This window comes from Streptacidiphilus sp. PAMC 29251, from assembly GCF_054208735.2.
Genome location: NZ_CM135725.2, coordinates 2,231,925 through 2,247,770 on the forward strand (window position 1 = coordinate 2,231,925; position 15,846 = coordinate 2,247,770).

Consider the following 15,846-nt stretch of genomic DNA (forward strand, 5'->3'; position numbering starts at 1 on the left):
AGCGCCCCTCGAGGCGCCCTCGAATGGCGCAGCGACACACCCGCACGGCCCCCGGGGCTCGACAAATCGATCTTTATACCTTTTCGTATGAGTTGACCATCTATGCGTCGTGAGGAGTGGATCGAGCCGTGCAGACCGAAATCGACCCCAGGGACCTGATCGGCCACAAGGCTGTGGACCGCAACGGCGACAAGATCGGCACCGTGGACGAGGTGTACCTCGACGACGCCACCGGCCGCCCCGAGTGGGCCGCCGTCCGTACCGGACTGTTCGGTCGCGACGCCTTCGTACCCCTGACCAGCAGTGAGTTCATCAGCGACGAACTGCGCGTCCCCTATGAGAAGTCGCAGGTGAAGGACTCCCCCGACTTCGGCGTGGGCCAGCACCTCTCCCCCGAACAGGAGCTCCAGCTGTACCGCTACTACGGGTTGGACGTCCCGCACAGCGACAGCGGTTCCGGCACCGCCGCGGCGGCGGCAGCGGCCAAGACCAGCGCTCCGGCCGCGACCACCACCGCTGCCCAGCCCGTGGTGGCAGCACCGGTGGCAGCGGCCGCCGCGGCGACGACGGCAGCCACGGTGACCGGCAGCACCCCGATCGCGCCGCCCGCCCCGCAGGCCACCGCCCCGCAGGCCCCGGCCGCGCCGGCCGCCGACCGGAGCCGCACCGCGGCCTTCATGGCGCCCGCGGCAGGACCCGCCACGCAGACCGCGCCGACCACTCCCACCACGCCGAGCACGCCCAGCACCTCGGCCGCGCCGGTGCCTTCGCTGGCCAAGGCCGCACCCCGGCCCGATCCGCTGACCGACCCCCTGAACGACCCGCTCACCGGTCCGCTCCCCGGCGCCGCCGCGGCGGCGCCCACCACCTCCTCCCCCGCGTCGCTGACCAAGCAGGAGCCGCAGGGCGACCCCGGCCGGGGCGGCGTGCCCGAGCCGATCGAGTTCGTCTGCCGCGAGGAGCGCCTGGACATCTCCACCGAGTGGCGCGTCCTCGGCCAGGCCCGGCTGCGCAAGTACGTGACGGCGGAGCAGGTCGAACGCCGGGTGCCGGTGATCCGCGAGCGGATCCGGGTCGAGCGGGTGCCGGTCGGCGCGGAGGAGCGGGCCCAGCTGACCGACCAGGCGATCGCCGAGAGCACCGAGGAGGTCACCCTGCACGAGCAGCGGGTGATCGTCCGCAAGACGGTGGTCCCGGTGGAGCGGATCCGGCTGGTGACCGAGCGCTTCACCGAGGAGGAGATCATCAGGGACGAGCTGCACCGGGAGCACATCCAGGTCCAGGACAGCACCCGCCCCACCGGACCGAGCCCGGTCCCCGGCTCCGGCCAGCCGGACCAGTCGGCCCCGACCTCCGGACCCTCCAGCTCGACCGGCCGCCCGGACCTCCCCGGCCACGCCATCGGCGCCTGAACCCCAGGGGTGGGGGCGTGACGTCCCCACCCCTGCGCGGCAGCGCTACGCCGCCCCCCGGGCGATCGACGGCGGGTCCACCGGTTCCAGCGCCGGGTCTTCCACCGCGAAGGTGCGGACCCGTCCCGGCTTCGCCCAGGGCTGCTCGAAGCGCACGGTGACCCGCCCCACGCCGCTGCCCTGCACCCAGCCGAGCCCGTGCTCGGTGTGCCGCACGTCCTGCCCCGGCATCCAGCGCCGGCCGGGGACCTCGCTGCTGCCCGGGTGGAACGCCCGCGGCCCGTCCGGCCCGCCGTACGCGGCCTCCGCCGCGGCGGCCCCGGCCTCCGGCTCCACGCCGCCGTCCAGCTCCTCCGCGCCCTCCGCCTCCGCGGCCAGCTCGGCGAAGGCCTCCTCCTCCGCCTCACGCAGGGCCTGGGCCTGGGCGAAGAGGTCCTCCTGGGTGTAGTCGGCGAGACCGGACACGCCCACCCCCAACAGCCTTACTCCGCCGATCAGTTCGACCTGCTCCAGCAGCCGCCGGGCGATCGCCGCGATCACCAGCGGATCGTCGGTGGGCGCGGGCAGGGTCTCGGAACGGGTCAGCGTGGAGAAGTCGAACCGGCGCACCTTGATCACCACGGTCCGCCCGGACCGCCCGGCCGCCCGCAGCCGCCGGACGCAGCGCTCGGACAGCCGGTCCAGCTCCGCCCTGATCCGCTCCCGGTCGGCGAGGTCCACCTCGAAGGTGTCCTCCACCGAGACCGACTTGGCGTCCCGCTCGGCCACCACCGCGCGCTCGTCCACGCCCAGCGCCAGCGCGTGCACCCCGGCGCCGTGCGCCCGGCCGAGCAGCCGGACCAGCTCGTCCTCCGGGGTGGCCGCCACCTGGGAGACCAGGGTGATGCCGAAGCGGCGCAGCGTCTCCGCCGTGGCCGGGCCCACCCCGGGCAGCGCCCGGACCGAGAGCGGGCCGAGGATCTCCCGCTCGCGTCCCGGCTCGATCAGCACCAGGCCGTCCGGCTTGGCCTGCTCGGAGGCGATCTTGGCGAGGAACTTGGTGCCGGACAGGCCGACCGAGGCGGTCAGCCCGACCTCGGCCAGGATGTCCGCCCGCAGGTCCTCGCTCAGCGCCCGCACCAGCGCCGCCCCGGCCGCCGGACCGCCCTCGCGCAGCAGGTCGCCGTAGGGTCCTGCCTCCAGGTCCACGAACGCCTCGTCCAGGCTCAGCGGCTCCACCAGCGGGGACAGCGCCCGCAGCAGGCCCATCACGTAGTCGCTGACCTGCCGGTAGAGCTCGAACCGGGGGATCAGGAAGGCGGCGTTGGGGCAGCGCCGCCGCGCCTGCGCCATCGGCATCGCCGAGTGCACCCCGAACACCCGCGCCTCGTAGGAGGCCGTGGCCACCACCCCGCGCCCGCCCAGGCCGCCGACGATCACCGGTTTTCCGCGCAGGCTCGGCTTGGACGCCTGCTCCACCGAGGCGAAGAAGGCGTCCATGTCGAGGTGCAGGATCGACGGCAGGGACCGCATCCCCCGATCATCGCGCACCCCACTGACAATCCGGCGGCAGCCGGTCTCAGCCGGTCGCACCCAGTCTGGCCAGCGTGTTCACCTTCGGCCCGAGCAGGTGCGGATCGGGGTTGAACAGCACCTGCAGCGCCGCCTCGCCGGCCGCGGGCAGCTCGCGCACCCCGCCGTAGTACCAGGTGGCGTCGTGCGCCTCGTCGACGCCGATCCCGTAGGAGTCGATCCCGGCCGCCCGGCACAGCGCGATCGCCCGGCGGATGTGGAACCCCTGGCTGACCAGGATCGCCCGGTTCACCCCGAAGATCCGGTGCGCCCTGGCGCAGGAGTCCCAGGTGTCGAAGCCGGCGTAGTCGCGGACGATCCGGTCCGCGGGGACGCCGTGGCCCATCAGATAGGTCCGCATCGCGTCCGGCTCGTCATAGCCGACGTGGCCGTTGTCCCCGGTGACCAGCAGCGCCCGGACCTTCCCGGCCCGGTAGAGCGCCAGACCGGCGTTCAGCCGGTTCGCCAGGTACGGCGAGGGCTTCCCGTCCATCAGGCCTGCGCCGAAGACCACCACGACCGGGGCGTCCGGCGCGCTGGCCACGGTCCGCAGCCGCCCCGCCTCGGCGGTGTAGAGCCAGGCTGGCGGCAGCGACACCAGCGCGATCAGGACCACCGCGGCCTGGAACGCCCGGCGCTGGCCGCGCCTGGTCCGCAGCGCCGCGACGCGCCTCCCGGCCCATCCCCGCACCCAGCCCCGCAGCCTGCCCGGCGCGAATCCGCCTGCCATCCGGTGCAGCAACGCCGCCATCATCCCGACCCCACCCGTCGTCCACGCCCCACGTCGGGGCTCTGACGACTGCGGACGCCGGATCAGCCCGCGCGGTTGCGCCGACGTGCGAGTTCGTCGCCGGGATCGTAGCCGGTCAGGGTCTCGCCGGTGTCCACCCGCTCCCCCTGCAAGCGTCCCAGCGCGGTCTCCAGCTCGCGCCAGACCGCGCCCAGCGCGATGCCGAACACCCCCTGGCCGCCCTGCAGCAGCTCCACCAGCTGGTCCGGCGAGGTGCACTGGTACACCGAGGCGCCGTCGCTCATCAGCGTGATCCCGGACAGGTCCGCGTCGCCGCAGGACCGCAGGTGGACCACGGCCGCCCGGATGCTCTGCAGCGAGACGCCGGCGTCCAGCAGCCGCTTGACCACCTTCAGCAGCAGCACGTCGGTGAAGCCGTAGAGCCGCTGGCTGCCGGAGCCCTGGGCCGCCCGCACGGTCGGCTCGACCAGTCCGGTCCTGGCCCAGTAGTCCAACTGGCGGTAGGTGATGCCGGCCGCCGCACAGGCGGTGGGGCCGCGGTAGCCGATCAGCTCGGTGCCCGTCCCGGCCGCGCCGAGCGGCTCCGGGATGACCTCGTCCGGGCTGGGGCCGACCTGGCCCGGCACCACCGGTGGGACGGTCTCCCAGCCGATCCTGGCCGGCCTGGCGGCCCGCCGCGGGCTGCGAAGCCCGGGGTGGATCGGGCAGGAACCACCTGCGGCCGTGCTGTCGCCGGTGCTGCTCACGCGGCCCTCCGTCCACTCGACTCACGGAAGCGTCGCTTGAAGTGGCGAGGTGGCGCACTCCGGACGTCCACACCCGACGTTAGGCAGTTGCCAGAGGCGCGTCAACGATCGCCACGCTCGGCATGGCGGGTGATGTCAGCCTGATGAGTGGTTTAGCGTGCCCTGTTCCGGGGTACGGGGTGTCGGATAAGCAATCACGTGGGTCCTTCGGCTACTGGTTGCTGCTGCCGAAGTCCTCCGGCGAGATCTGGTCCAGGAACTCCCGGAACCGCTCGACCTCGTCCTCCTGCTCGTCCGGGATCGCGATCCCGGCCTCGTCGAGCACCCCGTCGCTGCCGTAGATCGGCGCACCGGTCCGCAGCGCCAGCGCTATGGCGTCGGACGGACGGGCGCTGACCTCCACCCCGCTGGCGAAGACCAGCTCGGCGTAGAACACGCCCTCCCGCAGATCGGTGATCCTCACCTCGGTGAGCTGCTGCCCGACCGCCTCCAGGACGTTCCGGAAGAGGTCGTGCGTGAGCGGTCGGACCGGAGTCATGCCCTGCTGTGCGAAAGCGATGGCGGTGGCCTCCCCCGGGCCGATCCAGATGGGGAGGTAGCGGTCGCCCCCGACTTCGCGCAGAAGCACGATCGGCTGGTTCGACGGCATCTCCACCCTGACACCCACGACGTCTAGCTCGTTCACACCCGCAACCCTAGGGCGCTGGGCCCCGATACTCCAGTTCTCACGGGTCAGACTCCCGGATGGGCGCGCAGGCCGACCTGCACCAGCGCCGCGTGCAGCCGCACCGAGAGGGTCGCCAGCTCCCGTGCCAGCGCCGCCGCGTGGGCCCGGGTCTGCGGGTTGCGGTGCCGCCGCAGCGGCGCCACCACCTGCTCCACCAGGCCGACCTCGCGGTCCGCGGCGGCTTTCACCGCGCGCAGGTGCCGGGGTTCCAGGCCGAACCGGCCCAGCTCCGCGACCAGCCGGGCGACCTGGAGCATCTCCGGGTCGAATCCGCCGTCGGAGGTCGCCGCGACCAGGCCGTAGGACTCCCAGTCGGCGAGCTGCTGCTCGGCCACCCCGGCCGCCGCCAGCAGTTCCGCCCGGCCCAGCCGGGGCCCGGGCACGAACGCGTCCCTGGCCACCTGCTCCACCACGGAGGAGCCGCCGGCCGCCGCCGTGTGCTCGGCGCCGGGCAGCTCGGGCGGCGCCTCGCCCGCGTCCATGGCGTCCAGGTGCTCCCTGATCACCCGCAGCGGCAGGTAGTGGTCCCGCTGCATCCGCAGCACATAACCGAGCCTGGTGACGTCCTCGCGGCTGAACTTCCGGTAGCCGGAGGGGGTCCGCTGCGGCTCGACGAGTCGCTCCGCCTCCAGGAAGCGGATCTTGGAGATGGTCACCTCGGGGAACTCGTCCCGCAGGACCCCGAGTACCGCACCGATGCTGAGCAGCTGCCTGCCCGCCTCGACAGCACCAGCCTCGAACCCGCCGTTGTCACCCTGCACAGACCACTCCTCCGTGGTTTCAGTACCCCCTGCGGCTTTCGAAGAACACCAGCCGGTACTTGCCGATCTGGACCTCGTCGCCCGTGCTCAGCGGCACCTCGTCGATCCGCTCGCGGTTGACGTAGGTGCCGTTCAGGCTGCCGACGTCGGCGACGCCGAAGCCGGTGGGCGTGCGCCGGAACTCGACATGCCGCCGGGACACGGTGATGTCGTCCAGGAAGATGTCGCTCTCCGGGTGCCGCCCGGCCGTCGTCAGTTCGGTGTCGAGCAGGAACCGGCTGCCCGAGTTGGGGCCGCGCCGGACCACCAGCAGCGCCGAGCCCGGAGGCAGGGCGTCCACGGCGGCCTGGGCCTCCGGCGAGATCGCCGGGGTGACCTGGGCCGACACGTCCGGGTCGTACGCCTCGAGTCCGGAGATCGAGATGGTCGACGTCTGCTCCGAGGGCCGCTCCGCCTGGCCGCGGGCCCGCAGCGGCGCGCCGCAGTTGGAGCAGAATCGGCTGGCCTCGGGATTGCTGCTCCCGCACCGGGTGCACACCGCCATGCCTGCGGCCTCCTGTCGAGGGTAGGGATCGGTTCCGAACCCTCCACCTGAGGTTGAGGGTACTGCCTCCGGTGCTATCGGACCCGCACCGCCGACCTCCGCGTGTCGCGGATCCTCCCGGTACAGCGGACGGTCCTGCTGCGCGGTCGCGAAGGTCTGGGTCTCCGCCTCGCGCATACCGGGCACCTGCTGCTGGGCCCAGCCCTCCTCGTCCGCTCTGCGGTGACGTGCGGTGGGCGCCTCGACGGCACCCTGCTGCGGGGACTTCCGACCGAACAGCTTCGAGAACAGACTCACGGACGATTCCCCTTGCGTGAACACGAGCCTGCCCGGAGGCAGGGTGAAGCCATCATGGACGATAGTTGAGAACTGCGGTCGACGGGGCCCTCTGCGGCCCGGCGCCCGGTCACGGCTGCGCCGGGTGAGCGTAGTCAGGAGTGGTCAGCGGGATCAAGGCCGTCACCGACAACGACTTCTGCTGGGAGACGGTCGCCGTCGCCTTGAGCTGGCGGACCGACTGCACCACCCCGCCGGGAATGCCCAGCGCGGTGTCCAGGTCGTGCGCGTTGCCGATCACGCTGAACCGGTAGGGCTGCGAGACGGTTTTGCCGCTGATCGACACCGACCCGGCCGAGGCGTCGGAGAACCAGGTTCCGGCGACCACCCGCACATCGTTGATCTCGACCGCCTCCGCCCCCGCCGCGCGCAACTCCTCCAGAGTGTTGAGCAGCATATCGGCCTGGACCTTGCCGCCGGGGTCCTTGACGGTCAACACGATGCCCGGCCCTGTCGCCGCCACCGTGCCCGCCAGCACGCCCAACTGCTGTTCCTTGGTACGGGTCTGGATCTGGGCCTCCTTGGCCTGCTGCGAGCTGTTCTGCAGCGTCGCCAGGGACTCCTGCAGCTGCTGCCGCTCGGTGTCCAGCCGCTGCTGCCGGGCGTCGACCTCGTCCAGCACCCGGACCAGGTCCTCCTGCCGGGCGCCGCGCAGCTGCTGGCTCTCGGAGTTGGTGGAACGCACCTGGATCGCCAGGCCCAGGCCGAGCGAGAACAGCAGCAGCGCGACCACCAGCTGGGCCCGGGACACCCGGGGCGGCCACAGCGCGGCTGCCAGCCGCTGCCGGCCGCTCTCCGGCCCGTCGCCGGGCACGTCGTCCGGTGTCCCGTCCGGCGCGCCCTCCGCCGCGTCCTGGTCCTGCCCCACCCGCTGCTCCCGCCGCTTCCGACCTGCGCCGATCATCCTGCCATCCGTCCTACCCGGCCCGAGCACCGGGTGCACAAGCTAGGCACGGAAGACATGGCGCCGGATCGCGGCGGCATTGGAGAAGATCCGGATCCCCAGCACCACGACCACGCCGGTGGACAGCTGCGAGCCCACCCCGAGCTGGTCCCCGAGGAACACGATCAGCGCGGCCACCACCACGTTGGAGAGGAAGGAGACGACAAAGACCTTGTCGTCGAAGATGCCGTCGAGCATCGCCCTGATCCCGCCGAACACCGCGTCCAGCGCCGCCACGATGGCGATCGGCAGATACGGCACCATGGCGGTGGGAATCCCTGGCTGGACGAACAGCCCGACGACGACCCCGACGACGAGGCCAAGTACGGCGATCACGGTGTTGCTCCTCCCCTGCCGGTCGGCGCCGCGTACAGCAGGCTGCTCCTGGCAGCCGCCGGCAGGTCGACCCGGTCCTCTGCGGTCATGCTGAACTGAATGCCATAGCCGGTCTTGAGCTGGTTCAGGTAGATCCCGCCGTCGACGGCCTGCTGGAACCGCCCGACCAGCGAGCCGCCGCCGATGGCCTGCACCGTGTAGGGCAGCACCAGCGGGTGGTTGTCGACCAGTATCGCGTCCCCGGCCGCCCTGATCGCGGACAGCGAGGTCAGCCGCTGGCCGTTGACCGCGATGCCCTCGGCGCCCGACTGCCAGAGCGCGTCGGCCACCAGCTGGAGGTCGCGGTCCCGCACCCGGCCCGCGTTGCCGAAGCCGGAGGCGGTCCGCGGATCCGTCCCGCCGCCGGTGTCCGCCGTCGCCGAGTCGTCGAGCACGATCTGCATCCCCGGACCCTCGGCCGCGGCCGCCCCGGTCACCAGCTGGAGCTGCTGCAGCAGCGTGCTGTCGGGGCTGGTCGGCTGCTTCCCCAGCTGCTTGACCTGGGCCTGCAGCTGGTCCACCTGCTGCTGGGCCGCGTCGGCGTTCGCCTGGGCGGTGCCGACCCTGGATACCAGCTCCTGCCGCTCCTGCGCGGCCACCGGAGCGGACGCCCTGACCTGCACCGCGCCGATGGTCAGCACCAGGGCCGGCAGCATCAGACCGGCCGCGAGCGCGAGCTTGCCGCGCAGCGAGGTCGGCAGCCGGCTGGTGCCGTACTGGCCCCGGCCGCGCGCCGCCTCGGCATAGCCCTCGTCGAGACTGTGCTCCATGACGCTGGTCAGCAGCGACATGGACGCGTCGGGCCGCGCGTAGCGCGCCGCCCGTTCCGCCCCGTCGTCCTCACCCGTGCCCGGCATGGGCCACATCGTCGCACGTCGGCTCAGCTTCCCCGACGCAACTCGCGTCCCACGGGACGAAGCCGGGACCGGATCGTGACAAAACGATCCGGTCCCGGCAAGCCCTCGGCGGCCCTGCCGCGGCTGCCCGCTACGAGTGGTCGGTGGCCTCGACCACGGCGCCCCACTCGTCCAGCAGCGCCTGGGTGGAGGCGTCGTCCGGGCCCTCGGCCCAGAGGTGGGTGACCGCCTCGGCCGGGTCGGGCACGACCATGGTCCAGCGCCCGTCCGGCTCCACCACCCGCACCCCGTCGGTGGTGTCCACGTCCCTGGTCCCGGCCGCCTCGACCACCGAGCGCATCACCAGGCCCTTGGCCGACCAGGGGGTCGCAAGATCCCGGCGGTGCACATGCGCCTTGGGGATCCTGGCGTCGATCTGGCTCAGCGTGAGCTGGGTCCGCGCGACCAGGCCGACCAGCCGGACGAAGGCGGCCGCGCCGTCGAAGATCCCGCTGAACTCGGGGATGACATAGCGCCCGCGCCCGTCGCCGCCGAAGATCGTGCCCTCGGCCGAGGCCGCCCGGGTCAGGTCGTCCGGCGAGGTGGTGGTCCACAGCACCTGGGTGCCGTGGTAGGCCGCGACCTGCTCGGCGATCCTGGTCGTGGTCACCGGGAGCGCCACCTTGCCGCTGCGGCCCTCGGCCGCGACCAGGTCCAGGAACACCAGCAGCGCCCGGTCGTCCTCGATCAGGTGCCCGCGCTCGTCGACGAAGGAGACCCGCTCGCCCACCGGGTCGAAGCGCACCCCGAAGGCCGCCCTGGACGAGGCCACCAGCTCACCGAGCCGGACCAGCCCGGCCCTGCGCTCCTCCGAGGTCTCGGTCGGCCGCGCCTCGTCCATGCCCTGGTTGACGGTCAGCGCCTCGATGCCGAGCCGGCCCAGGATGCTGGGCAGAACCAGGCCCGCGCTGCCGTGCGCGGCGTCGATGACGACCTTGAGGGCCGCCTCCGGCACGCCGCTGGTGTCGATGGCCCGCAGCAGGGTGCCCGCGTAGGAGTCGAACACGCTGCTGGGGAAGGTCAGGTCGCCGATCTCACCGGGGAACGCCCGGCGGTACTCCTGCCGCCCGTAGACCCGGTCCAGCTTCCGCTGCCCGGCCTGGGACAGGTCGGCGCCGCGCTCGTCGAAGAACAGGATGTCGAGGGAGTCCGGCACCCCCGGCGTGGTCCGCAGCATGATCCCGCCGGCGCTGCCTCGCGCCGTCTGCTGCCGCGCCACCGGCATCGGCACGTTCTCCAGGTCGCGGACGTCGATCGCGCTGGCCTGCAGCGCCGAGATCATGGCCCGCTTGAGCGCACGGGCGCCACGCGAGTGGTCACGGGCGATGGTGACCGTCGCGCCCTTCTTCAGCGTGGTGGCATAGGCGCCGGCCAGCCGCACCGCGAGCTCGGGGGTGATCTCCACATTGATGATCCCGGACACGCCACGGGCGCCGAACAGGTGCTCCTGGCCGCGGGACTCCCAGATGACCGAGGTGTTCACCACGGCCCCGGCCTCGATCGTCTTGAAGGGGTACACGCGGACATTGCCCGCGATGATCGACTCCTCCTCGATCAGGCACTCGTCGCCGATCACCGCGCCGTCCTCGATCCGCGCGGCCCGCATCACATCGGTGTTCTTCCCGATGACGCAGCCGCGCAGATTGCTCTGCGGCCCGATGTAGACGTTGTCGTGGATGATCGCCCGGTGCAGGAACGCCCCGCGCTTCACCACGACATTGCTGCCCAGCACGGTGTTCTCACGCAGTTCGACGCCCGCCTCGACCTTGGCGTAGTCCCCTACATAGAGCGGGCCGCGCAGGATCGCCTCGGGGTCGACCTCGGCGCCCTCGGCCACCCAGACGCCCGGGGAGATCTCAAAGCCGTCGATGTCGACGTCGACCTTGCCCTCCAGGACGTCGGCCTGCGCCTTCATATAGCTCTCGTGCGTGCCGACGTCCTCCCAGTAGCCCTCGGCGATGAAGCCGTAGATCGGCTTGCCCTCCTTGAGCAGCTGCGGGAAGACGTCCCCGGACCAGTCCACGGAGGTGTCGGCCGCCACATAGTCGAAGACCTCGGGCTCCATCACATAGATGCCCGTGTTCACCGTGTCCGAGAAGACCTGGCCCCAGGTCGGCTTCTCCAGGAAGCGCTCGACCCGGCCCTCGTCGTCGACGATGGTGATCCCGAACTCCAGCGGGTTGGGCACCCGGGTCAGGCAGACCGTCACCAGGGCGCCCTTGGAGCGGTGGAACTCCATCAGCTCGGTGAGGTCGAAGTCCGTCAGCGCATCACCGGAGATGACCAGGAACGAGTCGTCCTTCAGCGCGTCCTCGGCGTTCTTGACGCTGCCCGCGGTACCGAGCGGGGTCTCCTCGTTCGCATACGTCAGAGTCATTCCCAGTTCTTCGCCGTCACCGAAGTAGTTCCGGACCAGCGAAGCGAGGAACTGCACGGTCACGACGGTCTCGGTCAACCCGTGGCGCTTCAGCAGTCGGAGCACATGCTCCATGATCGGACGATTCACGACAGGAAGCAGGGGCTTGGGCATGCTCGAGGTCATCGGGCGCAGGCGTGTGCCCTCGCCTCCGGCCATCACAACGGCCTTCATGTCGGGTGGTTCCTCCTTGTGGCCTTGGTGGACGTGACTGGTTCACATCCTCCGGCCAGACCCTTGGACAGGACACCCGCACGGGGCATCTGGGTCAGCCGGCCGCGGCACCCGTCCGGACCAGCCGTCGGGTCTGAACCGCGTACAGGATCCCTGCCCACCAGTAGAGGGTTGTACCCCACCAAACGAACGCCCATCCGATGACGAATGCCACACTTCCGAGCCAATCACTCCTCTCGGTGAGGAGAAGCAGCGGAAATGCGTACATCAGATTGAACGTGGCGGCCTTCCCGAGGAAATTCACCTCGGGCGGCCCGTAGCCGTGCTTCCGCAGCACCGGCAGCAGCGAGGCGATGAATACCTCGCGTCCCAGCAGCAGCACGGTGAGCCACCAGGGCATGATCCCGCGCCAGGTCAGCCCGACAATGGTGGACAGCACGAACAGCCGGTCCGCCAGCGGATCCAGCAGCTGGCCGAGCCGGCTGATCTGCCCCCACTTCCGCGCCAGCTTGCCGTCGAGATAGTCGCTCACCCCGCTGGCCATCAGGATCAGGACGGCCCATCCGTCGTTGTGCGGGCCCCCGAAGACCGGCCACAGCACCAACCAGAGAAAGACCGGCACGCCGACCAGCCGCGCCATGCTCAGCATGTTGGGGATGGTGAACACGCGGTCGGTCTGGACTCGGGTCTCCTGAACCTCCACCCGGGGCCTCCTGCTGACGGGACGGACGATGTACCGGAACTTTACCCTGTCGGGTCCTGAACGCAGTAAAGCCCCCTGACGATTGGTCAGGGGGCTTTACTGTAATGGTTGTTCGGCGGCGTCCTACTCTCCCACAGGGTCCCCCTGCAGTACCATCGGCGCTATGAGGCTTAGCTTCCGGGTTCGGGATGTTACCGGGCGTTTCCCTCACGCTATGACCACCGAAACACTATGAAGTTGACACGCACCTGCCCCCATCATTGCGGGGGCAAACGGGTCGTGACTTCAGAACTGCACAGTGGACGCGTAGCAACTATGGTCAAGCCCTCGGCCTATTAGTACCGGTCAGCTCCACCCCTTACAGGGCTTCCACATCCGGCCTATCAACCCAGTCGTCTACTGGGAGCCTTACCCACTCGATGGTGGTGGGAGTCCTCATCTCGAAGCAGGCTTCCCGCTTAGATGCTTTCAGCGGTTATCCTTTCCGAACGTAGCCAACCAGCCATGCCCTTGGCAGGACAACTGGCACACCAGAGGTTCGTCCGTCCCGGTCCTCTCGTACTAGGGACAGCCCTTCTCAAGACTCCTGCGCGCGCAGCGGATAGGGACCGAACTGTCTCACGACGTTCTAAACCCAGCTCGCGTACCGCTTTAATGGGCGAACAGCCCAACCCTTGGGACCTACTCCAGCCCCAGGATGCGACGAGCCGACATCGAGGTGCCAAACCATCCCGTCGATATGGACTCTTGGGGAAGATCAGCCTGTTATCCCCGGGGTACCTTTTATCCGTTGAGCGACGGCGCTTCCACAAGCCACCGCCGGATCACTAGTCCCTGCTTTCGCACCTGCTCGACCCGTCGGTCTCACAGTCAAGCTCCCTTGTGCACTTACACTCAACACCTGATAGCCAACCAGGCTGAGGGAACCTTTGGGCGCCTCCGTTACATTTTAGGAGGCAACCGCCCCAGTTAAACTACCCACCAGACACTGTCCCTGATCCGGATCACGGACCCAGGTTAGACATCCAGCACGACCAGAGTGGTATTTCAACGACGACTCCACCCAAACTGGCGTCTGAGCTTCAAAGTCTCCCACCTATCCTACACAAGCCGAACCGAACACCAATATCAAGCTATAGTAAAGGTCCCGGGGTCTTTCCGTCCTGCTGCGCGAAACGAGCATCTTTACTCGTAATGCAATTTCACCGGGCCTATGGTTGAGACAGTCGAGAAGTCGTTACGCCATTCGTGCAGGTCGGAACTTACCCGACAAGGAATTTCGCTACCTTAGGATGGTTATAGTTACCACCGCCGTTTACTGGCGCTTAAGTTCTCAGCCTCGCCCCGTCGAAACAGAGCTAACCGGTCCCCTTAACGTTCCAGCACCGGGCAGGCGTCAGTCCGTATACATCGCCTTACGGCTTCGCACGGACCTGTGTTTTTAGTAAACAGTCGCTTCTCGCTGGTCTCTGCGGCCGGCCCCAGCTCAAGGAGCAAGTCCCATCACCAGTTCCGGCCCCCCTTCTCCCGAAGTTACGGGGGCATTTTGCCGAGTTCCTTAACCATAGTTCACCCGAACGCCTCGGTATTCTCTACCTGACCACCTGAGTCGGTTTGGGGTACGGGCCGCCATGAAACTCGCTAGAGGCTTTTCTCGACAGCATAGGATCATCCACTTCACCACAATCGGCTCGGCATCAGGTCTCAGACTATATGTGCGACGGATTTGCCTATCACACGTCCTACACCCTTACCCCGGGACAACCACCGCCCGGGCTGGACTACCTTCCTGCGTCACCCCATCGCTCACCTACTACCCTGTTGGGTCAGCGGCTCCACCACTCCCATCCATCCGAAGACTTCAGGGCGGCTTCGCGGCTTTAGCATTCAGAGGTTCGACGTTGGCGCTTCAAAGCGGGTACGGGAATATCAACCCGTTGTCCATCGACTACGCCTGTCGGCCTCGCCTTAGGTCCCGACTTACCCTGGGCAGATCAGCTTGACCCAGGAACCCTTGGTCAATCGGCGCAAGAGTTTCCCACTCTTGTATCGCTACTCATGCCTGCATTCTCACTCGTGAACCGTCCACGACTGGCTTCCGCCGCCGCTTCACCCGGCACACGACGCTCCCCTACCCATCACAACACCCGTTGGGGCTTCACGTTGCAATGACACGGCTTCGGCGGTGTACTTGAGCCCCGCTACATTGTCGGCGCGGAATCACTTGACCAGTGAGCTATTACGCACTCTTTAAAGGGTGGCTGCTTCTAAGCCAACCTCCTGGTTGTCTCTGCGACTCCACATCCTTTCCCACTTAGCACACGCTTAGGGGCCTTAGCCGGTGTTCTGGGCTGTTTCCCTCTCGACCATGGAGCTTATCCCCCACAGTCTCACTGCCGCGCTCTCACTTACCGGCATTCGGAGTTTGGCTAAGGTCAGTAACCCGGTGGGGCCCATCGCCTATCCAGTGCTCTACCTCCGGCAAGAAACACGCGACGCTGCACCTAAATGCATTTCGGGGAGAACCAGCTATCACGGAGTTTGATTGGCCTTTCACCCCTAACCACAGGTCATCCCCCAGGTTTTCAACCCTGGTGGGTTCGGTCCTCCACACGGTCTTACCCGCGCTTCAACCTGCCCATGGCTAGATCACTCCGCTTCGGGTCTTGGGCGCGCTACTCAATCGCCCTATTCGGACTCGCTTTCGCTACGGCTACCCCACACGGGTTAACCTCGCAACACACCGCAAACTCGCAGGCTCATTCTTCAAAAGGCACGCAGTCACGATCAGTAAGGGCAAGCCCTCCTGACGACGCTCCCACGGCTTGTAGGCACACGGTTTCAGGTACTATTTCACTCCGCTCCCGCGGTACTTTTCACCATTCCCTCACGGTACTGTCCGCTATCGGTCACTAGGGAATATTTAGGCTTAGCGGGTGGTCCCGCCAGATTCACACGGAATTTCTCGGGCTCCGTGCTACTTGGGAGTTGCACAAGCAAGCCGTACAGGTTTCGTCTACGGGGGTCTTACCCTCTACGCCGGACCTTTCGCATGTCCTTCGACTACCCATACGGTTTCTGACTCGCCCAGAAGTCGGCAGACAACTGAAGTGCAATCCCACGACCCCAACCACGCAACCCCTGCCGGGTATCACACGTGACTGGTTTAGCCTCATCCGATTTCGCTCGCCACTACTCTCGGAATCACGGTTGTTTTCTCTTCCTGCGGGTACTGAGATGTTTCACTTCCCCGCGTTCCCTCCACACCGCCTATGTGTTCAGCGGCGGGTGACAGCCCATGACGACTGCCGGGTTTCCCCATTCGGACACCCCCGGATCAAAGCTCGGTTGACAGCTCCCCGGGGCCTATCGTGGCCTCCCACGTCCTTCATCGGTTCCTAGTGCCAAGGCATCCACCGTGCGCCCTTAAAAACTTGGCCACAGATGCTCGCGTCCACTGTGCAGTTCTCAAGCAACGACCAACCACCCACCAGTACAAGCATGGGGCCGG

The 15,846-nt window shown here is 68.5% G+C and carries 12 protein-coding genes and 2 rRNA genes; 1 reads left to right on the forward strand and 13 read right to left on the reverse strand.

Annotation, left to right across the window (positions count from 1 at the left end):
• Nucleotides 1–128: 128 nt before the first annotated feature.
• Nucleotides 129–1,412, forward strand: a complete 1,284-nt coding sequence (locus tag ACXKR8_RS10440) for a PRC and DUF2382 domain-containing protein (protein WP_458272625.1) — start codon at nucleotides 129–131, stop codon at nucleotides 1,410–1,412.
• Nucleotides 1,413–1,457: 45 nt separating this feature from the next.
• Here the strand turns inward: ACXKR8_RS10440 and ACXKR8_RS10445 are convergent, their stop codons facing one another.
• The 13 genes from ACXKR8_RS10445 to ACXKR8_RS10505 form a co-directional block, all read right to left on the reverse strand.
• Nucleotides 1,458–2,924 carry a DNA polymerase IV gene (locus ACXKR8_RS10445; protein ID WP_458272626.1) on the reverse strand — a complete coding sequence of 489 codons (1,467 nt, stop codon included), beginning with the start codon at nucleotides 2,922–2,924 and terminating at the stop codon, nucleotides 1,458–1,460.
• A 46-nt stretch (nucleotides 2,925–2,970) separates the two neighbouring features.
• Nucleotides 2,971–3,714, reverse strand: coding sequence for a SanA/YdcF family protein (locus tag ACXKR8_RS10450; RefSeq protein WP_458274944.1), 744 nt, complete (start codon nucleotides 3,712–3,714; stop codon nucleotides 2,971–2,973).
• A gap of 62 nt (nucleotides 3,715–3,776) precedes the next feature.
• Nucleotides 3,777–4,460: a MerR family transcriptional regulator gene (locus ACXKR8_RS10455; RefSeq protein WP_458272627.1), complete on the reverse strand. Its 684-nt coding sequence runs from the start codon at nucleotides 4,458–4,460 to the stop codon at nucleotides 3,777–3,779.
• A 211-nt stretch (nucleotides 4,461–4,671) separates the two neighbouring features.
• A complete protein-coding gene (locus ACXKR8_RS10460; protein ID WP_370149843.1) occupies nucleotides 4,672–5,145 on the reverse strand; it encodes a bifunctional nuclease family protein in 474 nt (157 codons plus the stop codon).
• 47 nt (nucleotides 5,146–5,192) lie between these two features.
• Entirely contained in the window at nucleotides 5,193–5,948 is a 756-nt protein-coding gene (gene ftsR, locus ACXKR8_RS10465; protein ID WP_458272628.1) for a transcriptional regulator FtsR, read from the reverse strand.
• Nucleotides 5,949–5,967: 19 nt separating this feature from the next.
• Nucleotides 5,968–6,789, reverse strand: a complete 822-nt coding sequence (locus tag ACXKR8_RS10470) for an FHA domain-containing protein (RefSeq protein WP_458272629.1) — start codon at nucleotides 6,787–6,789, stop codon at nucleotides 5,968–5,970.
• Between the two features lie 109 nt (nucleotides 6,790–6,898).
• Nucleotides 6,899–7,732, reverse strand: a complete 834-nt coding sequence (locus ACXKR8_RS10475) for a DUF881 domain-containing protein (protein ID WP_458272630.1) — start codon at nucleotides 7,730–7,732, stop codon at nucleotides 6,899–6,901.
• 42 nt (nucleotides 7,733–7,774) lie between these two features.
• Nucleotides 7,775–8,107, reverse strand: coding sequence for a small basic family protein (locus ACXKR8_RS10480; RefSeq protein ID WP_458272631.1), 333 nt, complete (start codon nucleotides 8,105–8,107; stop codon nucleotides 7,775–7,777).
• Nucleotides 8,104–9,003 carry a DUF881 domain-containing protein gene (locus ACXKR8_RS10485; RefSeq protein ID WP_458272632.1) on the reverse strand — a complete coding sequence of 300 codons (900 nt, stop codon included), beginning with the start codon at nucleotides 9,001–9,003 and terminating at the stop codon, nucleotides 8,104–8,106. The genes ACXKR8_RS10480 and ACXKR8_RS10485 overlap by 4 nt, the downstream gene beginning before the upstream one ends.
• A gap of 130 nt (nucleotides 9,004–9,133) precedes the next feature.
• The gene (locus ACXKR8_RS10490; protein WP_458272633.1) at nucleotides 9,134–11,632 is read right to left on the reverse strand and encodes a sugar phosphate nucleotidyltransferase; all 2,499 of its coding nucleotides are present in this window, start codon (nucleotides 11,630–11,632) and stop codon (nucleotides 9,134–9,136) included.
• 94 nt (nucleotides 11,633–11,726) lie between these two features.
• Nucleotides 11,727–12,335 carry a CDP-diacylglycerol--glycerol-3-phosphate 3-phosphatidyltransferase gene (gene pgsA, locus ACXKR8_RS10495; protein WP_458272634.1) on the reverse strand — a complete coding sequence of 203 codons (609 nt, stop codon included), beginning with the start codon at nucleotides 12,333–12,335 and terminating at the stop codon, nucleotides 11,727–11,729.
• Between the two features lie 110 nt (nucleotides 12,336–12,445).
• Nucleotides 12,446–12,561 (reverse strand): 5S ribosomal RNA (gene rrf, locus ACXKR8_RS10500).
• Between the two features lie 89 nt (nucleotides 12,562–12,650).
• Nucleotides 12,651–15,775: ribosomal RNA gene (locus tag ACXKR8_RS10505) — 23S ribosomal RNA — on the reverse strand.
• Nucleotides 15,776–15,846: the final 71 nt, after the last annotated feature.